The sequence below is a fragment of the Bradyrhizobium sp. Mp19 genome, from assembly GCF_029952935.1.
Lineage (GTDB): Bacteria > Pseudomonadota > Alphaproteobacteria > Rhizobiales > Xanthobacteraceae > Bradyrhizobium > Bradyrhizobium elkanii.
Genome location: NZ_JASAUT010000007.1, coordinates 14,559 through 34,764, shown reverse-complemented (window position 1 = coordinate 34,764; position 20,206 = coordinate 14,559). Strand labels below are relative to the sequence as shown.

Sequence of the window (20,206 nt, the reverse complement as noted above, 5' to 3'; positions counted from 1 at the left end):
ACCGCCGCCGGGATCAACGAGCCCCGCAAAAGAGGGCGTCATGGGAGGGGAAGATGCGGAAGCCAATCGTCACGCTTGCGATGTGGGCGTTCGCGCTCACCGGCGCGCTGGGAACAGCGAATGCTCAGAAGGCCTATGGTCCCGGCGTCAGCGACACCGAGATCATCCTCGGCGCCAATGCGCCCTACAGCGGCCCGGCATCGATCTATGCGAGCTTCCCGAAAACCATGCTCGCCTATTTCACGATGCTGAACGAGAAAGGCGGCATCAATGGCCGTCGCATCAACTTCCTGACCCGCGACGACGCCTATAGCCCGCCCAAGACCGTCGAGGTGACGCGCGCGCTGGTCGAGAACGACAAGGTGCTCGCGATCATGGCGCCGTTCGGCACGCCGACCAACGCCGCGATCCAGAAATATCTCAACAGCAATGGCGTTCCGCATCTCTTGGTGCAGAGCGGCGGCACCCGCTGGAACGATCCCAAGCAGTTCCCCTGGACGACGCCCTACTCGCCGACCTACGTCAACGAGTCCCGGATCATCGCGCGCTACGTGCTGCGCGAGAAGCCGGATGCCAGGATCGGCGTGCTGCTGCAGGCCGACGACATCGGCAAGGACTTTGTGCTTGGCCTGAAGGAAGGGCTCGGCGCCAGGGCCGACACGATGATCGTCAAGGAGGCGATGTACCAATCGACCGAGCCGACGATCGATTCCCAGATCGTGAACCTGAAGGCATCAGGCGCCGATACCATCCTAATCGCCGCGCAAAACAAATTCGCCTCGATGGCGATCCGCAAGATCCACGAGCTCGGCTGGAAGCCGCTGATCTTCCTCGGCTCGACCGCGAATTCGATCGCCGGCGTGCTGGTGCCGGCGGGCATCGAGGCCTCGACCGGTATCCTGACCACGACCTCCTACAAGACACCGAACGATCCGGCCTGGGCCAATGACAAGGGCATGACCGACTATCTCGCCTTCGCCGCCAAATATATGCCGGGCATGGACCCGAACGACGTGATCGCGGTGACCGGCTACACCACGGCCCAGCTCGGCGCCATCATCCTGCAGCGCTGCGGCGACAATCTCACGCGCGAGAACGTGCTGAAGCAGGCCACCAATCTCAGCGGCATCGAACTGCCGATGCTGCTGCCGGGCATCACGATCCAGACCACGCCGCAGGACTACGCAGCGATCACCGAGCGCCATTTCGCCCGCTTCGACGGCAAGACCTGGGTGCTGTTCGGCGACATCGTGGGCGCGGGCCCCGCCAAGGACTGATCCCGCGCCACCCATCCGACCGAACCGGCTCAAACACAAGGACAAGAACAATGCTGACAGCCCAGGACGATCTCATCGGCCACCAGACGCCGCAGCCGTTTGCCAAGGCAGGCGGCGGCGATGCCAGGTTCACCGAACGCTACTGGTACACCGCGCATCCGATCGACGGCAGCGAACTGCTGATCGACATCGGGCTCGGCTATTACCCGAACCGTAACGTGATGGACGGCTTTGCCGGCATCACCATCGGCCGGCGTCAGCACAATTTCCGTGCCTCGCGCCGGCTCGGGACCCGTCCGCTAGAGACGGAAGTCGGCGGGCTCAGGATCGAGATCGTCGATGGTAACAGCCTGCATAGGATCTCGCTCGCCGACAATCCGTCCGGCATCAGCTTCGCGCTCGAATTCAAGGCGAGCTTTCCGGCGGCGCAGGAGAAGCAGAATTTTCGCGAGCGCAACGGGGTCGTCGAGGAAGACCTCGCGCGCGTCTCGCAATTCGGCCGCTGGCGCGGCTGGATCGTCGCCGACGGCAAGCGTTACGACATCGAGCCCGAGCTGTGGTGGGGGCAGCGCGACCGCTCCTGGGGCCTGCGCTCCGAGATGCGCACCGACGAGACCAGGCCACCGGTCGCGACCCATCGCAATTTCTTCTGGACCTGGTCGATGTTCCAGTTCGAACAGTCGGCGCTGTCGATCTTCATCAAGGAGCGCACGCCGGGTAAGCCGCATTACCTCTCGGGCACCGAGTTCCGCCGCGAGACCGACGGATCGGTGTCGCATCGCGAAGTCACCTCGGTCGAGCACGCGATCGAATGGGCCGACGATCCGCTCGGCCAGACCATCGCTGTGGCCGACTTCACCTTCGCGTTCGAGCGCGGCGAGCCGCGCCGCGTCAGGATGCATGGACTGCCGACGCGATTCTATCTGAAGGCCGGCATGTATGGCGGCCTGCAAGGCTGGACCCATGGCGACGACCGCGGCGAGAGCCATGCCGGGCACGACATCTGGAACCTCGACGATGCGGCGACGCGCGCCATCGCACGGACGCTGTCGGATCATGTCGTCCGGCTCGAGAGCGGCAACGAGACCGGATTTGGCATCAGCGAATACGGTGTCGCCGCCGGCTATCCGCTCTATCCGGGCCCGCAGAAATTCCCGGCGATGTGATCGGAATGGACGGGCAAGGCAAGCGCGTCGCGGAAGCCAGCGAATCCACGTGCGATCAATGGGACAACCGAGCAGCCGAGGCGCTGGTCTCGCTCGAGACGATCGCCCCGCTCCGCTATCGCAGCCGCTTCGGCGACGGCAATCTCAATGGCCGGTCCTATGGCGGCCAGATCCTTGGCCAGGCGATGATGGCCGCGACCCTCAGCGCGCCCGAAGATCGTCCCGCCGCGATGCTGCAGCTCCTGTTCCTGCGCGGCGCCGATCCTGTCAGGCGCATCACGTTTGACGTGGAGGTTCTGCAGGACGGCAAGCGATTTTCCTCCCGCCATATCGTCGGCACGCAAGGCGACGGGCGTACCGTGCTCAGCGCGCAGGCCACATTCTGCGCGCCGCAGCCGGGCCCGCGGCACGCGGTGCCGTTCGCACGACCGGAGGATCCCGAAAGCCTGCCCGATCTGAGCATGATCCCCGACGCACTGATGGCGCAGTTGCGGCCGCTCGGCCCATATTCCCAGCACATCAAGCCCAGCATGGATTTCCGTATTCCGGAGATCGAACGCCAGCTCTCGGCCACGACGGCAGGGCCATGTCTGCGCTTCTGGATCAGATCCAGGCAGCCGCTCACCGCCGGTTCCCGCGCACAGGCCGCGGTGTTCGCCTATCTCTCGGACTGGTGGCTCAACTTCTCCAGCATCGGCGGCCATCTCGACGCCTTGCAGGCGCGCGCGCCGCTCTATCTATCGAGCCTCAACCATTGCATCTGGTTTCATCGCGTATTTTCGCCGGACGCCTGGATGCATGTCGAAACCGAGAGCCCCTGCGCCGATGGCGGCCGCGGGCTGTCGATCGCGCGCGTCCACGACCGTGACGGCGCGATGCTCGCCACCGCGATCCAAGAGACGCTGATGGTCCATCCAGAGGGCGACGCGTAGACGCCACGACGGTTGAGCTGATGCCGCGATCGCGGCTTAGTTGCAATGACGCGCTACAGCAAGTTCCACCCGGTGTTGAATCCTGGCAACACCGGCCAACAAAATGAACAAACGTTCAGCTTAGCTCGATCGCGACCACGACTGTGCCGCATCCCTGTCAAATCCTGCCTGCGGGTGGCGCAACAAAAACACTTTGGGGAAAACCTACATGCAGCAGGCACCGCTGGCCGCACGGAGTGCGGAATCGTCTGGATATGTTCTCTACTTCCAGCTCGCCAGCAACGGCACGAGACGCGCGTGCAGTCTGACGATCCAGGCGGAAAGCGCCAACGAGGCGGCGCGGATCTTTCGCGAGAACTGGGGCACGATCGAATCGATGGCCCGCGACGGCGTCAGCACGGGAATGGTCGGCTCTGCACCGGTCAGCCTAGCGATGTCGTGAGTACATCGCGCGGCATACGGCGAACCATACACCTGAGATGTGACAGGACGACGGCTGCAGCCTCGGGCAACGATGGCACGGCCATTTGACGCGCAGACGCGACAAGCAAGTTACGGGGTTCAGGGCTCGCGCACACGCGCGGGCCCTGTCGCGTCTTAGAACGATTCAAATCCATTCCGGTTAGAGAGATTCAAGTTTGCTCCGGTTCTTTTCGCGCGCGCCGACTGCTAGAGGCGCGGCGTGACCAAGTGCGCGTGAATCGGAAGTCCAAGAGTGCCTGTGAATGCTGGTGGCCGGGTTGTCGGCGACCGTCGAAATGCCGCCGACAAGGGCCGCACCCATCTGCTGATCGGCGCAGCATTCCTGCTCACCGATGTCGCCTCCGCGGCAACGCCGGCAAACGCCCAATCAAGCGTCCCGTTGCCGCCTGTTTCGGTCGACCAGCCGACGCAGAAGCGCAAGCCGGCGGCCGCCGCGGCAAAGCCGGCGCAGCGGACGCAGGCGGCCGCCGCGGCACGGCAGCGCAGCCGGAATGCCCAACCGGCGCCGCCGACACCGTCGGAGCGCGCGGCAGCTGCCGCCGCGGTGCTCAACGAAGCCAAGCTCCACTATCGCGCGATGCCAAGCTCAACCACGCTGCGCAGCGGCGCCTCGCCGCTCGACACCTCGCAGACGGTCAACGTCGTGCCCGAGCAAGTGCTGAAGGATCAGCTGCCGCGCAACCTCGATGACGCGCTGGCCAATGTCAGCGGCGTCACCCAGGCCAATACGCTGGCCGGCACCCAGGATGCGGTGATGCGCCGTGGCTTCGGCGACAACCGCGACGGCTCGATCATGCGCAACGGCATGCCGCTGGTGCAGGGCCGCAGCCTCAACGCCGCGGTCGAAAGCGTCGAGGTGCTGAAGGGCCCGGCGTCGCTGCTTTATGGCATCATGGATCCCGGCGGTATCGTCAACACGATCAGCAAGCGCCCCGAGCTCTATCAGCATGGTTCGGTGACCCTGCTCGGCTCGACTTACGCCAACTCCAGGACCGGAGCCGACGGCACCATCGACATCACCGGCCCGATCGGCGATCGCGGACTCGCCTATCGCTTCATCGGTTATGGCGTGAGCGAGGACTACTGGCGCAATTTCGGGCGCCATCGCGAAATGCTGGTCGCACCGTCGCTGGCCTGGTACGGCGAAAACACCACCGTCCAGCTCAACTATGAGCACCGCGAATTCATCACGCCGTTCGACCGCGGCACCGCATTCGATTCCGCGACCAAGGCGCCGCTGGCGATCCCCGCGACGCGGCGGCTCGACGAGCCCTTCAACAACATGTGGGGCACCTCCGACCTGATGCAGGCGTCGGTCGAGCACCGATTGAACCAAGACTGGAAGCTGTTCGCGGCCTACAGCTACAACACCGAAACCTTCAGCGCCAACCAGCTCCGCATCACCGGCGTCAACGCCAAGACCGGCGTCGAGACCCGCAGCAATGACGGTACCCAGGGCTCGCTCAGCAATGCCAGCTACGGCACCTCCTATTTGCAGGGCAATGTCTGGCTCGGCGATATGCGCAACGAAGTGCTGTTCGGCGGCGACGGCCAGTACCGCACGATCTATCGCGACAACCTGATCCGGCAGGCGACCCCGAGCTTTAACTTCTACAATCCGGTCTATGGGCTGATCACGCCGGGCACCACGGTGTCCGCGGCCGACAGCGCCCAGACCGACAAGCTCGGCCAGTGGTCGCTGTTCTTCCAGGACACGCTGCATCTGACCGAGCGCTTCGCGCTGGTCGGCGGCGTGCGCTACATGGAATACGACCAGATCGCCGGCAAGGGCCGCCCGTTCATCACCAATACCAACGTCTCGGCGGACAAGGCGCTGCCGCTCGGCGGCGCCATCTTCAGGCTCACCGACCAGGTCTCGCTCTATGCGAGCTACACGCAATCACTGAAGCCGACCTCGACCATCGCGCCGCTCACCGGCGGCGTCGTGATCGGCTCCAACATCGCGCCCGAAGAGGGCACCCAGTGGGAGACCGGCGTCAAGTTCGACTTCAACAAACGGATCTCCGGCACGCTTGCGCTCTACGACATCGACAAGAAGAACGTTCTGGTTTCGCAGCTCAACCCCTCGACCGGTATCGTCGAGTACCGCACCGCCGGCAAGGTTCGCTCGCGCGGTGTCGAACTCGACGTCACCGGCAGGCTGACTGACAACTGGAGCATGATCGGCAGCTATGGCTATACCGACGCACGCGTCACCGAGGACCCGACGCTCGCCGGAAACGCCCTGCAGAACGTTGCGCTGAACACCGCGTCGCTCTACCTCGTCTATGATTTCGGCACCACCCTGCCCGGCCGGCTTCGCCTCGGCGGCGGCGCGCGCTATGTCGGCGACCGGCCCGGCGATGCCGCGAACAGCTTCGTGCTGCCGGCCTACACGGTCGCGGACGTGTTTGCGACCTACGAGACCAAGGTCCAGTCGTTCCCGGTCATCTACCAGTTCAACGTCAAGAACCTGTTCGACACGGTCTACTACCCTTCAGCCAACAGCATCCTGACGGTCGCGATGGGCGACGCGCGGCGCTTCTCGCTCTCGGCGACGGTGAAATTCTGATGAGTGACGTTCGGCGCCCGATCAAGGCTGCACTGCTGCAGGTCCATTCCCTGGTCGGTCTTGTGCTGGCGCTGCTGTGGGCCCTGGTCGGCCTCACCGGCGCGACGATGGCCTTTGAGGACGAGATCGAGGCCAGCCTGAACAGTCAGATGATGCGCGTCGAGGCCAGTGCGGCCCGGCGGCTCACGCCGGACGAGTTGATCGCGCGGCTAGCGGCGGCGGGCGATTTCGGCAAGGTCTCGGCCGTGACGATGTCGAGCGATCCATCGGCCGCGCACCGCATCCGTTTTGCTCGCAGCGAAGGCGGCACGCGGCCGTCCTCGGTCTATGTCGACCCCTATGATGGGCACGTGCTCGGCTCGCCGCGCGGCGAGGACTTTTTCGCAACCGTCCGCAAGCTGCATCGCTGGCTGCTGTTGCCGGGCGACGGCAATGGCATCGGCCGCAAGATCACCGGCTCAGCCGCGATCTGCCTGATCGTAATGCTGATCACCGGCCTCGCGCTGCGCTGGCCGCGTCGTGCGCGCAGCGTCAAGATGTGGCTGAAGCCGAATCTGGGACTGCGCGGCCGCGGCCTGCATCGCTCGCTGCACGCCGTGATCGGGACCTGGGTGCTGCCGGTCTATCTGGTGATGACGCTGACCGGCCTGTGGTACTCGTTCGAGTGGTACAAGGCCGGCGCCAACTGGCTGTTCGCGCGGCCTCAGGCCACAGCCGCGGCGATGCCATCAAAGCCGCCGCGCAGCGCGTCGGCTGCCGAGAGCAAAGGTGACGCCAAAGCCGAAGCCAAGACCGAAGCGAAGCCGCTTGCCTTCGATCACGTCTGGTCGGCGTTCCTGCAGCAGGAGAACAACAGTTACGGAAGGGCCCTCATAACGCTGCCGCTCGGCGCGGGCACGGCCGTGCGCGTGCGGTCATGGCCGCAGGATTCGACGCTCGAGAGCGTGCGTGACGAATTCCGTATCGATGCCCTCACCGGCCGCGTCATCTCATCGGATCGCTACACCGACAAGACGTTTGGCGAGCGCGTCCTCGCCAGCGTGCTCGACATCCACCGCGGCGCCATCCTGGGATGGCCCGGCAAGCTCGCCTTCATGCTGGCCGCCGCCATGATGCCGCTGTTTGCCGTGACCGGCCTGCTGCTTTATCTGTCCCGTCGCAGGCACCGGCGGCTCGCGCGGCAGCCGGTCGGCCACCTCGTTCCGGGCGAATGAAGCCGTTTCATCAATTTGGCGATCAGCCGAAATCGCACGCCGCGAGCCGGGCATGTAACTCGGCGTCCGGTTCGGCCGCGAGCTCAAGCAATCCACGATAGGGATCGCCCGATATCCCGAGCACGGTAGCGAACGCAGGCTCGGTCTTGAGACCGCCTGCCCTCAATTCGCTGACGGCTCGCCGCAGCCGTCCATCATCAAGTGCAAGCAGCCGCCGTTCGACCTCGAAGTGGATCCAGCCTCGTTGCTGCTCCACCGGACGTTGATCACCGAACAGTTCGAACGGCCAGCCGTCGCACACAAAGCGGGCAATCACCGGCCGCGTCCTCGAGGTCCACCGGAAGAGGACGAAATCATCGCACGCTTGGTAGTGCGCCCAAACGTTGTCCGCGAATGCGTTCGGGTCGGACGCATGGCAGACGATATCGATGTCGCTGCCGGGCACGGCGAGGCCGAGCGGCAGCGTTCCGACGATACGGGGATCGAACGGCTTCAGCCGTTCCATCACGGCGGAGCTGGTGACAGCGGATGCGTAGTGCCCGACACTCATCGCGTGGCATGCCCTCAAGATCGCAGCGACGCATTACCACACGCGCGTGGAACGTGCGAACCTCTGCAAGTGGGCGGGCTTGAGGGGATCGTGGCCAAAAACGTTACGGGGCGATCTCGACCGCGTCACCGTGGTCGAAAATCGCCCCGCCGCCGGCGGACAGGCCAGGCTGCTCGCGCGCCAGACCGTCCAGCCGATAGTCGAATGATCCGTTCGATCGATTAGCCGAACTGGTTCATCGTGTTGTGGGCGCCGCCCGCCTTGAGGGCAGCCTCACCGGCGAAGTACTCCTTGTGATCGTCGCCGATGTCGGAGCCCGCCATGTTCTGATGCTTGGCGCAGGCGATGCCCTGGCGGATCTCCGCGCGCTGCACGTTCTTGACGTAGCCAAGCATGCCCTGCTCGCCGAAATACTCCTTCGCGAGATTGTCGGTCGACAGCGCCGCCGTGTGATAGGTCGGCAACGTGATCAGATGGTGGAAGATGCCGGCGCGCTTGGCCGAATCCGCCTGGAAGGTACGGATGCGCTCGTCGGCTTCGATCGCCAGCGGCGTCTCGTCGTATTCCGGCTTCATCAGCTCGGCACGGTTGTACTTGCTGACATCCTTGCCGGCATCCTTCATCGCGTCATAGACCTGCCAACGGAAGTTGATCGTCCAGTTGAACGACGGCGAGTTGTTGTACGCCAGCTTCGCGTTCGGAATGACCTTGCGGATGCGATCGACCATCGAGGCGATCTGCTCGATATGCGGCTTCTCGGTCTCGATCCACAAGAGGTCGGCGCCGTTCTGCAGCGAGGTGATGCAGTCGAGCACGCAGCGATCCGCACCGGTGCCGGGACGGAACTGGTAGAGGTTGCTGGGCAGACGCTTCGGACGCATCATCTTGCCGTTCTGGTTGATGATGACGTCGCCGTTGCGCGCATTGGCCGCCGTCACTTCCTCGCAGTCGAGGAAGCTGTTGTACTGATCGCCGAGGTCGCCGGGCTTATGGCTCACGGCGATCTGCTGGGTCAGGCCGGCGCCGAGCGAGTCGGTACGGGTCACGATGATGCCGTCTTCGACGCCGAGCTCGAGGAACGCATGGCGGCAGGCGCGGATCTTCGCGATGAACACCTCGTGCGGCACGGTCACCTTGCCGTCCTGGTGGCCGCACTGCTTCTCGTCGGAGACCTGGTTCTCGATCTGCAGCGCGCAGGCGCCCGCCTCGATCATCTTCTTGGCAAGCAGATAGGTCGCCTCGGCATTGCCGAAGCCGGCGTCGATGTCGGCGATGACGGGCACGACGTGGGTCTGGAAGTTGTCGATCTTCTCGATCAACGCCTTTTCCTTGGCCTTGTCGCCTTCCTTGCGCGCCGCGTCGAGCGCGCGGAAGATGTCGTTGAGCTCACGCGAATCCGCCTGGCGCAGGAAGATGTAGAGCTCTTCGATCAGCGCCGGCACCGAGGTCTTCTCGTGCATCGACTGATCGGGCAGCGGGCCGAACTCGGAGCGCAGCGCCGCGATCATCCAGCCGGACAGATACAGATAGCGGCGGTCGGTATTGCCGAAGTGCTTCTTGACCGAAATCAGCTTCTGCTGGGCGATGAAGCCGTGCCAGCAGCCGAGCGACTGGGTGTACTTGGTGCTGTCGGCGTCATAGGCCGCCATGTCGGCGCGCATCAGCGCGGCCGTGTAGCGGGCGACATCCAGACCGGTCTTGAAGCGATTCTGCAGGCGCATCCGCGCCACGGCTTCGGCGGTGACGCCGTTCCAGGTGTCCTTGCCCTTGAGCAGCGCTTCGGCCGCCTCGATCTCGCTCTGATACGAAGCCGGTCCCTGGATGGCCCGGTCGCTGATCCCGCGCGGTTGGAAGTTCATGTCCGTGATCCCTTCGGTGACGAAATAACTGCACCGTTTGTGACGCGCGGCGCCATCGGGAGCTAGACCTGGCGCGGAAAACTTGTCATAACTTACAAGAAACCGATGTATTGTTGTAAGAATCTTACAAATCTTGGATATGGCGATGGTAACCTCAAGCGCCCGTTCCGTTTTCATGGGTCCGCGACTGCGCCGGCTGCGGCGCGACCTCGGGCTGACCCAGGCCGACATGGCCGCCGATCTCGAAATCTCGGCCCCCTATGTGGCGCTGCTGGAACGCAATCAGCGCCCGGTGACGGCCGATATGCTGCTGCGGCTCGCCCGAACCTACAAGATCGATCTGGCCGACCTCGCCGGTGACGGCGGCGCCGATCATACCGCCCGCATGCAGTCCGTCCTGAAGGAGCCGATGTTTGCCGACATCGACATCCCCGCGCTCGAGGTCAGCGACCTCGCGGTCAGCTATCCCGGAATGACCGAGGCGTTCCTGCGCCTCTACACCGCCTACCGCGAAGAGCAGCTGGCGCTTGCAGAGCGACGAGCTCCGGACCTAGCGATCGCTTCACCGGGTCAGGAGAACTTTGACGCCAACGATCCCGTCGCGGAAGTCCGGCGCTTTCTCGCCGCGCGCCGCAACAATTTTGCCAGCCTCGACGATGCCGCCGAGCGGCTCGTCCACGAACCTGCCGGGCCGGCCGGATTTATCGAGCGGCTTCGGGAGCGGCATAAACTCCAGGTCCGCTATCTGCCGCCGAACGTCATGCTGGGTTCGATCAGGCGACTGGACCTGCATCGCAGACAATTGCTGCTCGAGGACTCGCTCGATACCGCGGGCCTGAATTTTCAGCTGGCCAAGCAACTTGCCTATCTGGAACTGGAAAACGAAATCGGCGCCGCCGTCGAAGCCGGCAAGTTCACGACCAAAAGCGCCGAGTTGCTGGCCCGCCGTGCGCTTGCGGCCTATGCCGCCGCTGCACTCATCATGCCGTATTCCGCGTTCGCGAAAGCGGTAGAGGCGCGCCGCTACGATCTGGAGGCGCTGGCGCGGCAATTCGGCACCAGCTTCGAGCAGATCGCGCACCGCGTCACGACCTTGCAACGGCCGGGTCTGGAGAAGGTCCCGTTCTTCCTGATCCGGGTCGATCCGGCCGGCAACATTTCCAAGCTGCTTGACGGCGCCGGCTTCCCGTTTGCAAAGCACGGCGGCGCATGTCCGCTTTGGTCAGTGCACGATATCTTCAAGACGCCGCGCCAGATCGTCACGCAATGGCTGGAATTGCCCGACGGGCAGCGGTTCTTTTCGATCGCCCGTACCGTGACCGCCGGCGGCGGCGCGTTCGGCGCCATCCGCGTGGAGCGGGCGATCGCGATCGGCTGCGCCGCCGAACATGCGGGCCAGTTGATCTACACGCGCGACGGACAGGGGCCGAACGCCGACGAGCCGACGCCGATCGGCGTCGCATGCCGGGTCTGTCATCGCCCGAGATGCGCGGCACGGTCGGCGCCGCCGATCGGGCGCGAGATTCTTCCCGACGATTTCAGGACCTCGAGCGTTCCGTTCGGGTTCTCGGCTGATTGACGAAGTCGATCACCCCTGCGGCCGGTTCTGGTCGTACAGCACCCGCACGCGGATCGTGCCGTCAATGGCTCTCAAATCGGCCAGCAGTCCCTCGCCCTCGCCGCCAACCACGTCGGTCTCGAGCACGACATAGCCGACTTCCGGATCGGTCTGCAGATATTGCGCCAGGATGTTGATCCCGTGCCGGGAGACCGCGTCGTTGACCTGGCGCATGACGCCGGGAACGTTGCGATGAACATGGATGAAACGGGTGCCGGTCGGTCGCGCCGGCAATTGCACCTGCGGAAAATTGACCGCGCCGAAGGTCGACCCAACATCGGAATAATCGATCAGCTTGCGTGCAACTTCGCCGCCGATCCGATCCTGTGCCTCTTCCGTCGAACCGCCGACATGCGGCGTGAGGATGACGTTAGGGAGACCTTGCAGCGGCGAGACAAAGCGCGCCTCGTTCGACACCGGCTCGACCGGAAACACATCGACCGCGGCACCCGCCAGCCGGCCCTCACGCAGGGCGCTCGCCAGCGCATCGAGATCGACCACGGTGCCGCGCGAGTTGTTGATCAGATAGGCCTCAGGCTTCATCAGCTGGAGCTGGGCGGCGCCAATCATGTTGGCGGTGGCCGGCGTCTCCGGCACATGCAGCGATACGACGTCGCTGGCTGCGAGCAACGCGTCGAGCGATTCGGCGGGCTCGGTATTGCCATGGCGGAGCTTGTCGGTCTGATCAAAATAGATCACGCGCATGCCCATGGCTTCGGCGAGGTTCGACAGCTGCGAGCCGATGTTGCCGTAGCCGACGATGCCGAGCGTCTTGCCGCGCACCTCGCGGCTGCCTTCGGCGGACTTGTCCCAGCCGCCGGCATGCGCGGAGACCGAACGCGGAAAGATCCGGCGGAACAGCATCACGATCTCGGCGATGGTCAGCTCCGCCACACTGCGGGTGTTGGAGTATGGCGCGTTGAAGACGGGGATTCCGAGCTTCCGCGCGGCGTCGAGATCGACCTGATTGGTGCCGACCGAGAAGCAGCCGACCACGAGCAATCGGTCGGCAGCCTCCAGGATTTCCGCGGTCAACTGGGTCCGCGAGCGAATTCCCAGCATATGGATACCCGACAGCGCCTGCCGGAGTTCTTTCGGACCCAGCGCCTTGGGCAGACGTTGCAGCTCGGTGTAGCCGTTCGCCTCGAACATCCGGGCCGCGGATTCGTTCACGCCCTCCAGCAGCAGCACGCGTATTTTGGTCTTGGGAAGCGACAGCATCATCGAGATCCGGATTCGTAAGGTTCGGGCAGATCCTGCCACGAGCGCAGTTTCGACGGATCGCGTGATAGCATAGAAAACGATCGGGTCAGAAGCCGCCGTGGGCCGCCCGGGTCTGCGATTCCCGATAAATCCGCTCGATCCGCGCATCCAGGCGCAGCGCGGGAACCCGTTCAGTCAAAGGTCCTGGCCAATTCGCCGCCAGAAGCCACGTTGCGGCTCCTGGGGCGCTCGAACGCCTGCTCCGGCTCACTGGCCGGAGCTCCATTCGTGCTCAGCTCGGCGCCGAGGATTATTGCCTGGAGCGGCGGTTTCACTCCGCCGTTCCGGTGCCGCAAGCCTGCTGCAGGCTCACTGGCAGGGATACCGCCGGCCGTCCTTTGCCTGGAACGTATTCGACGCCGCATCGTACGAGCGATAGCGCTGGGCGCAGGACGCCGCGTGCTGCTGGGCGGCGGCAGCTTCCTGCTGCGCGGCCGCGTTGGCTGCACCGGCCGCGATGACGCCGCCGATCAGACCACCGACCAGTCCGCCGACGGCAGCGCCGCCGCCATTGTCATAGCACTGCCCGTAACGGCACCAGACCTTCTCGGTCAACGACGGCACTGCCGCCGCAACGCCGGCACCGTGCTGCAACGGAGCCGAAATGGCGGAGGCCGAAAACACCATGGCACCGGTGGCGGCCATCAAAACAACTTTCGCAAAGCGAGCCCTACGCATCATATCTCCTGCTTCATTGCTGTGGGCGCAGGCCGGCACCTGCGTCCCGGTTCCCTCGACATGGATGGGCTCGCCCGGTCCCGGACCGGACGACACCCGGACACGCGCGGCCGGTTACAATTCGCGCGTCAGCCTGCTTCACAGATGGATGGAGCTCATTGGCCGGCTGCGTTGACGACGCGGCAGAGGTTATCGCCGACACCTGGAGCCAACTGTCCCGGCGGCAAGCTGAAGGTCGCATCGACGCGGCTGCCCTTGCCGTCCTTGCGGACGACGACCTGCAACGTTTGTGGCCGGCCGGATCCGGTGGTCTCCTGTTGGGTGGTCAGCGTGCCGAGTTTCTTGTCGACGTTCACACCGACAAAACCCTCCGCCAGAACGGCGCGGGACACCTTGTCGAGGGCGGCACCGGGATTGACCGACGGGAAGATCATCCAGGTCTTGTGCGTCATGCCCGTTACCATGGGAACGCCGGTGCTCTGGACGTGATCTGCGCAACCATCGGCCAGCGCAGGCATGGACGAAAGAACTGTAAGCGCGAGTACGCAAGTAATCCTTGTAAGCATGCTTTCATAACCCGTTTGAGTTGGTCGTGACCATTTAGGCCAAATGGGCTACGAGTCCATGGACGACGTCGCATTCCGGATGGGGGCGTTCGGATTGTGGCTAGGACAGTCGATCGCGAATGCTGTGCATCCGTTCGTGCTCCCGGACGTCGGCGCGGCGGATTGAATCGGAACGTTCGCTGGATGCAGGCGAGCGGATTAGATCAAATGCTAGCTTTCGCGGCTCGATTGCGCGATCTGGATATTCTGTTCGCTATTCGGATATTGAAGAAATTGTGAGAAAGGGCACGCGACCTGAAATCACCAAAGCTGTGCTAGTGTGGTGATGCGGTCTATGCGTGCGGGCGGACGCCCCTGAACAGCGGAAAGCCGGTCTGATGGATCGGGCAATCCGCGAAACAGCAATTATCCGATGGTTGGGATTTGATGGTCGACGTACTCGCTGCACCTCCCGCGCGATCGGGATCTTCGTTTGAAGAACTCCTTGAATTGCTCCAGCCCCACGGGATCAATGCGCATTCCTCGCCGCGATCTGACGAATCGTTTCGCTGGCATGCGGATATAGCCATCGGCGCGGAAATTGACGTCGTACGGGCCGATCTGTCGGCCGGTTGGGATTGGCGCTATTCATACGAGAATTCTGCCGGAGAGCTCGCAATAAGCCTGCTGAATGCCGGCCAGGCCGAAATGCTCATTGCAGGAAAGAGCATCCAGCGGACCCCCTCCGAGATCGCCATCGTGCCCCTTCCGACGATGCAGGCACAGCGGGTCGAAGCGGTCGATGGACGATACTCAAGCGTCACGCTCACCTTGCATACGGGCGTAGTTACAAAGGTGCTGTCTGCGACGTTCGGGAGCACGGCGCTGGAAGATCTCAATCTGACGCCGATCGTCGACTTGTCTACCGGCATTGGACAGACCCTCCTTCAGCTTGTCCGCACGAGCACCACCGGTTTGTATGACGGGATCCTGGTACGCTCTCCGAAAGCCAGCGCGCTGCTATCGGAAGCAGCGATACAGCTCATCCTTGAGAACGTTCCTCATCGGTTGACGGACCGGTTGAGCCGCCACCCGCTGGATGCACCGCCGCGCTACATTCGCCGTGCGGTCGAGTATATGCGGGCCAATCCGCATCTGCCGCTGACGATATCGGATATTGCCGCAACGGTTGGGGTTAGCAGCCGGTTGCTGCAATTGGGCTTTCGTAAAATCCACGGCACGACGCCGGTCGCCTATTTGCGGCAAATTCGGCTTGAGGCCATTCACGATGAGCTGTCGCGACCGGAGAACATGCTTCCGGTCAGCGAAGTTGCCCTGAAGTGGGGCTTTACGCATATGGGCCGTTTCGCTGCGGTGTACCGCTCGGCCTTCGGCCTGTATCCGTCCGATACGGTCCGGCGCGCGCGAGGGTTCTTAAGCTAGGCAGGCGGTTGTCGAGCCAGGCTGCGGCGGATCAGCAAATAGCCGTCCCAGACGCCTTGTCGAACAAGTGCGTTCGCTCAAGATCGAGCGCGACGTCGATGACATGATCCGGTTCCGCGGCGACGCCGACCGGCATTTGCGCCGTGAACGCGAATGGGCCCACGGTCCCGATCACCAGCGTGTGCGGCCCGAGCGGCTCGACGTCTTTCACAAGGATCCGGACGGAAGAGCCCGCCGGCGCGTCTTGCCGCAACACATGGTCGGGCCTGACGCCGAGCACCACGGGCTTACCGACGCTGCCTGCATAGGCCGCCTCGCGTGACTTCGGCACTCTCAACGCCGTGCCCGACGGCTCGGTGAAGGTGAGCGCGCCGTCGCGGGCAACGATCTTGCCATCGATGAAATTCATGCTCGGCGCGCCCATGAAGCCGGCGACGAAGAGATTGCTGGGCTTCTCGTAGATCGTGATCGGATCGGCCGCCTGTTCGATACGGCCGCGGTTCATCACCACGACGCGGTCGGCCATGGTCATGGCTTCGACCTGGTCGTGCGTGACATAGACGATCGTCTTGGCGAGACGCCGGTGCAGCGCCTTGATCTCGGTCCGCATCTCGATGCGGAGCTTGGCGTCGAGATTGGACAATGGCTCGTCGAACAGAAATACATCCGGGCTGCGCACAATGGCACGGCCGATCGCCACGCGCTGGCGCTGCCCGCCAGAGAGCTGCTTGGGTCGGCGCTGCAGATATTGTTCGAGGTCCAGCACGCGCGCCACGTCATTGACGGCTTTCTCGACGCTGGCGCGCGATTCGCCCCGCACCTTCATGCCGTAGCCGATGTTCTCTCCGACCGTCATATGCGGATAGAGCGCGTAGTTCTGGAACACCATCGCGCAATTGCGCAGGCCGGGACGCAATTGCGTCACGTCGTGATTGCCGATGCGGATGGTTCCGCTCGTCACCGCCTCCAGTCCCGCGATCATGCGCAACGTCGTCGTCTTGCCGCAGCCGGACGGGCCGACAAGCACGACAAACTCCTCGTCGGCCACGTTGAGGTCGAGCCCTTCAATGATCTTGTAGGGCCCGTATGCCTTGCTGACGTTCTCGATCTCGACGTGCGCCATGGAATCCTTTTCCGCCCCTTCGTCGACGGCAAGTCAAGTCCCGGACGATGCTCGCGCATCATCCGGGACCTCTCACTGGAAAGCTAGTTCTTCGGCGGAAGGCCCATCGCCGCGCGATAGGCCGCGAGCTGCTTGGCCCGGCCGAACTCGTCGGTCAGCCGATTCCACTCCTTGGCCATCGCGTCGAGCGCCGCCTGCGGCGTGGTCTGGCCGGCCAGCGCCTTGCCGAGCTCGATCTCCACCACCTCGGTATAAGAGAAGTAGCCGGGCAGGCGCATGTCGAGCGCGACGTTCTTGGCATTGATGGAGTCCGATTGCGCGCCGAGATATTCCTTGGCCTCTTCCGGCGAGAAGATCTTGCTCCACAGTTGCAGATTGGCTGTGTGCGATTTGCGATAGGGATTGACGCCGCTGCCGCCGGTGATCGCCGCCTGGCCCGACACTTCAGGACTTGTCAGTGTCTTGACGAAATCCCACGCCGCCTTCTGGTTCTTGCCGGCCTTCGGCACCGCGATCTGCCAGCCGCCGAATGCCATGAACGGGCCCGGAAGCACGCTCGGGAACTTGTCCCACTTCTTGGTCTTGGCGTTCCAGATCTCGTCCGAACCGGGCAGCATCGCCGAACCGACCTTGCCCGAGATCTTCGACTGCTTCGGGTCGGCGGCGATGACGCCGGTGTCGCCCCAGCCGATCGATTCCGCAACCTGGCCGCCGGCCACGGCCGCGTTCACCTCACCGAACGAGAAATTCAGCGCGTTGGGCGGCCCGAGCTTCGATGCTCTGATGTATTCCTCGAGCCCCTTCACCCATCCCGGGTTGTTGATCTGCGCGTCCATCGTCTCGGGGTCGAAGAACATCGCGCCAGGATAGTTCGGATTGTTGGTGTAGGCCGCCGCATGGCTGAAGAAGAACCAAAATTGCTGACCGCCGCGGCGGAAGGCTTCCGCCGTTCCCCACAGCCCCTTGTCGGGCCGCTGGAAGAACTCGGCAATGTCGAGATACTGCTTCCAGGTCTTCGGCGGCGCGAGGTCGTAGCCGTATTTGGCCTTGAACGCGTCCTTCTCCTTGGGATCGCTGAACAGGTCGGTGCGGTAGGTGTAGGTGTGGACGTCACCATCCATCGACTGCGAGTAGATCTTGCCTTCCCACACCATCAGCCGTTCGCGATAGGCCGGCTCGATATCGTCCCAGTCCTTGCCGGACTGCATCTCCTTCGGCATCTCGCTGAGATAGGGCACGAAATCAGGCAGCCAGGCCGGCGCGAAGCTGACGAGGTCGAAGGTCGCGTCCGACGCCGTCAGCGATGTCGCGATCTTCGGATAGAGCTCGGACCACGGGAATTCGACGACATTGACCTTGCCGCAGGTCTTCTTGGCCCATTCGTCCGCGCCGAGCTTGAGCGCGGAGGCGATATACGGCCCGGTCTGCGACGCCACCGTCAGGGTGACGCCGGTATAGTCCGGACTGCAGGCAGCATTCGCCTGGCTCGCGGCACAGGCCATCGCGAGCGAGGTGGTCAGCATCAGGAACGTCCGTCGCAACATCGTCTAGTCCTCCCTACAAGGTTTTTTGCTATTTGATGGCCCCGAGCAGCAGGCCCGACCGCATCATCCGGCTGAGCAGGCCCGCCATGATCATCATGGGACCGATGGCGACGAGCGCCGCAGCCGATATCGCCCACCATTCGTCGCCGCGCTGGCTGTTCTGTCCCGCCACCAGGATCGGCAGCGTCTGCCATCTGGAATTGGTCAGGAACAGCGCGAACAGAAACTCGTTCCAGACGAAGGCCAGCGTGATCATGAACGTCGCCAGCAGCCCGTTCATCGACATCGGCACCACGATGCCGAGGAAGATGCGCCAGCTCGGCACATTGTCGACCATCGCCGCCTCCTCGACCTCGATCGGCACAGCCTCGAAGAAGTCGCGCATCAGCCAGACGACGATCGGCAGCGAGAAGGCGACGTAGCACAGCGTCAGGCCGACAAAACTGTCGATCAACTGGAAGCCGAGCCGGCCGATCTCGCTGTAGAGCAGATACAGCGCGAAGGCCGTGACGATAGGCGGGAACATGCGCTGGCTGACGAACCAGAACAGGATGTCCTCATTGCCGAGGATCGGTCCCGGCAACGGCAGGCGATTGGCGGCGACGGCCACGATCAGCGCGATCGGAAAGGCCAGCAACAGGGCCTGCGGGCGGGTGAACCCGAACGTCGTGTTGAACAGCAGGTAGCCGCCGAGCGCGAGCAGGAAGAACGCGAGGCCCGCGCCGAGGCGGACCTTGAATTCGAAGCGCACCAGCGCATAGGCCGCCATCGCGCCGATCGCCGTGGCGATGGCCGCCGCGGACAGGCCAACGATGGTCGAGTTCAGGAAGGTCCGGAAGAACTCGCCGCGGATGCCCTGATAGAGATCGATGAAGGGCTGCAAGGTCGGCGTGAAGTCGATGAACGGCAGATAGGTCGGTCCGCCGACGACGCCGGGCGGCGTCTTGAAGGCGGTCACCATCACCCAATAGAGCGGAAACACCGTGATCAGGCACCAGACGAGAACGCCGACTGCGACCAGGCGGCGGCTCCATGGCGACAGTCCCGTCAAGCCCTGCCCGCTCATCGGCGCTTCTCCAGATGCGGCCGCAGCAGCGCCAGGTAAGTCACGCCGATGATCGTGATCGCAATCAGGAACAGGAAGCTGAGCGCCGATGTGTAGCCGAGATTGAACTTCTTGAAGCCTTCCTGATAGGCGAACAGCGTCAGCGTCTCGGTGTCCACGCCCGGCCCGCCGCCCGTCATCACGAACACTGTGTCCATGATCTTGTAGCTCTCGATCAGGCGAATGAAGACGACGGCGGCCGAGATCGGCAGCAGCATCGGAAAGGTGATGCCCCAGAACTGCTGCCAGGCGCTGGCATTCTCGAGCTCGGCGGCCTCGTAGACATCTTCGGGAAGCGTTTGCAGGCCGGCCAGCATCATCAGGATGACGAACGGGGTCCACTGCCAGACCTCGACCGCGATGATGCAGGCGAGTGCCCAATGTCCATTGGTCAGGAACGGCAGGTTCACCAGGCCGAACTTCGACAGGAATTGGTTGAGCGGTCCCATCGTCGGATTGAAGATCATGCGCGCCACCAGCGCGACCGCGACCGGCGCCAGCAGCATCGGCAGCAGCAGGGCGACACGGAACAGCCGCTCACCCGGCACCCGCGCGTTCAGGGCCAGGGCGACGCCGAACCCGATCGCGTATTGCAGCCCGACCGCGATCAGCGCAATCAGCGTCGTGGTGAAGAGCGCATTCCAGAACCGCGGCTCCTGCAACAACGTCGCATAATTGCCGAGCCAGACCACGCGCGGCGGGATCGGCGGAATCAGGCGGTAGCTGAGGAAGCTCGTGGTCAGCGAATAGATCAGCGGAAAGATCGAGATCGCCAGCACGACGAGCACCGCCGGCCAGATGAAGACATGCTTGATCGGATCATTCCGCATCATC

General features: G+C 63.8%; 17 protein-coding genes. 8 read left to right on the top strand and 9 right to left on the bottom strand.

What is annotated here, in order from left to right:
* Window positions 1-53 precede the first annotated feature (53 nt).
* The 6 genes from QJT82_RS11180 (at window position 54) to QJT82_RS11155 (ending at window position 7,644) form a co-directional block, all read left to right on the top strand.
* Window positions 54-1,277 carry an ABC transporter substrate-binding protein gene (locus QJT82_RS11180; RefSeq protein ID WP_259244525.1) on the top strand — a complete coding sequence of 408 codons (1,224 nt, stop codon included), beginning with the start codon at window positions 54-56 and terminating at the stop codon, window positions 1,275-1,277.
* 50 nt (window positions 1,278-1,327) lie between these two features.
* A complete protein-coding gene (locus tag QJT82_RS11175; RefSeq protein WP_028339609.1) occupies window positions 1,328-2,443 on the top strand; it encodes a hypothetical protein in 1,116 nt (371 codons plus the stop codon).
* 5 nt (window positions 2,444-2,448) lie between these two features.
* Window positions 2,449-3,375 carry an acyl-CoA thioesterase domain-containing protein gene (locus QJT82_RS11170; protein ID WP_051447766.1) on the top strand — a complete coding sequence of 309 codons (927 nt, stop codon included), beginning with the start codon at window positions 2,449-2,451 and terminating at the stop codon, window positions 3,373-3,375.
* A 208-nt stretch (window positions 3,376-3,583) separates the two neighbouring features.
* Window positions 3,584-3,817: a hypothetical protein gene (locus QJT82_RS11165; RefSeq protein ID WP_028339610.1), complete on the top strand. Its 234-nt coding sequence runs from the start codon at window positions 3,584-3,586 to the stop codon at window positions 3,815-3,817.
* A 363-nt stretch (window positions 3,818-4,180) separates the two neighbouring features.
* Window positions 4,181-6,430 carry a TonB-dependent siderophore receptor gene (locus tag QJT82_RS11160; RefSeq protein WP_245288675.1) on the top strand — a complete coding sequence of 750 codons (2,250 nt, stop codon included), beginning with the start codon at window positions 4,181-4,183 and terminating at the stop codon, window positions 6,428-6,430.
* Complete coding sequence (locus QJT82_RS11155; RefSeq protein ID WP_028339612.1) at window positions 6,430-7,644, top strand: PepSY-associated TM helix domain-containing protein; 1,215 nt, start codon at window positions 6,430-6,432, stop codon at window positions 7,642-7,644. The genes QJT82_RS11160 and QJT82_RS11155 overlap by 1 nt, the downstream gene beginning before the upstream one ends.
* A 22-nt stretch (window positions 7,645-7,666) precedes the next feature.
* On the opposite strand, the gene QJT82_RS11150 is transcribed toward QJT82_RS11155, so the two are convergent.
* Together QJT82_RS11150 and QJT82_RS11145 are read right to left on the bottom strand one after the other, a co-directional pair.
* On the bottom strand, window positions 7,667-8,194 hold the full coding sequence (locus QJT82_RS11150; RefSeq protein WP_028339613.1) for a DUF4269 domain-containing protein: 528 nt from the start codon (window positions 8,192-8,194) through the stop codon (window positions 7,667-7,669).
* Window positions 8,195-8,415: 221 nt separating this feature from the next.
* Window positions 8,416-10,053, bottom strand: coding sequence for an isocitrate lyase (locus QJT82_RS11145; protein ID WP_028339614.1), 1,638 nt, complete (start codon window positions 10,051-10,053; stop codon window positions 8,416-8,418).
* A 145-nt stretch (window positions 10,054-10,198) separates the two neighbouring features.
* On the opposite strand from QJT82_RS11145, the gene QJT82_RS11140 reads away from it, so the two are divergent.
* Window positions 10,199-11,632: a helix-turn-helix transcriptional regulator gene (locus tag QJT82_RS11140; protein WP_028339615.1), complete on the top strand. Its 1,434-nt coding sequence runs from the start codon at window positions 10,199-10,201 to the stop codon at window positions 11,630-11,632.
* 9 nt (window positions 11,633-11,641) lie between these two features.
* Here the strand turns inward: QJT82_RS11140 and serA are convergent, their stop codons facing one another.
* The 3 genes from serA to QJT82_RS11125 form a co-directional block, all read right to left on the bottom strand.
* Window positions 11,642-12,895 (bottom strand): phosphoglycerate dehydrogenase, encoded by a 1,254-nt coding sequence (gene serA, locus QJT82_RS11135; protein ID WP_028339616.1) that lies wholly within the window; start codon window positions 12,893-12,895, stop codon window positions 11,642-11,644.
* 348 nt (window positions 12,896-13,243) lie between these two features.
* A complete protein-coding gene (locus tag QJT82_RS11130; RefSeq protein ID WP_028339617.1) occupies window positions 13,244-13,612 on the bottom strand; it encodes a BA14K family protein in 369 nt (122 codons plus the stop codon).
* A gap of 155 nt (window positions 13,613-13,767) precedes the next feature.
* Complete coding sequence (locus QJT82_RS11125) at window positions 13,768-14,064, bottom strand: hypothetical protein (protein ID WP_244435956.1); 297 nt, start codon at window positions 14,062-14,064, stop codon at window positions 13,768-13,770.
* A 540-nt stretch (window positions 14,065-14,604) separates the two neighbouring features.
* Between QJT82_RS11125 and QJT82_RS11120 the strand changes: the two genes are divergently transcribed.
* Window positions 14,605-15,600: an AraC family transcriptional regulator gene (locus QJT82_RS11120; RefSeq protein ID WP_245288672.1), complete on the top strand. Its 996-nt coding sequence runs from the start codon at window positions 14,605-14,607 to the stop codon at window positions 15,598-15,600.
* Between the two features lie 31 nt (window positions 15,601-15,631).
* On the opposite strand, the gene ugpC is transcribed toward QJT82_RS11120, so the two are convergent.
* The 4 genes from ugpC to QJT82_RS11100 form a co-directional block, all read right to left on the bottom strand.
* Window positions 15,632-16,723, bottom strand: coding sequence for a sn-glycerol-3-phosphate ABC transporter ATP-binding protein UgpC (ugpC, locus tag QJT82_RS11115; RefSeq protein WP_028339620.1), 1,092 nt, complete (start codon window positions 16,721-16,723; stop codon window positions 15,632-15,634).
* Window positions 16,724-16,806: 83 nt separating this feature from the next.
* Complete coding sequence (locus QJT82_RS11110; RefSeq protein WP_233475792.1) at window positions 16,807-18,246, bottom strand: extracellular solute-binding protein; 1,440 nt, start codon at window positions 18,244-18,246, stop codon at window positions 16,807-16,809.
* A 49-nt stretch (window positions 18,247-18,295) separates the two neighbouring features.
* Window positions 18,296-19,333: a carbohydrate ABC transporter permease gene (locus tag QJT82_RS11105; RefSeq protein ID WP_028339622.1), complete on the bottom strand. Its 1,038-nt coding sequence runs from the start codon at window positions 19,331-19,333 to the stop codon at window positions 18,296-18,298.
* Window positions 19,330-20,205: a sugar ABC transporter permease gene (locus tag QJT82_RS11100; protein WP_028339623.1), complete on the bottom strand. Its 876-nt coding sequence runs from the start codon at window positions 20,203-20,205 to the stop codon at window positions 19,330-19,332. Before QJT82_RS11100 ends, QJT82_RS11105 begins: the two co-directional genes overlap by 4 nt.
* Window position 20,206: the final 1 nt, after the last annotated feature.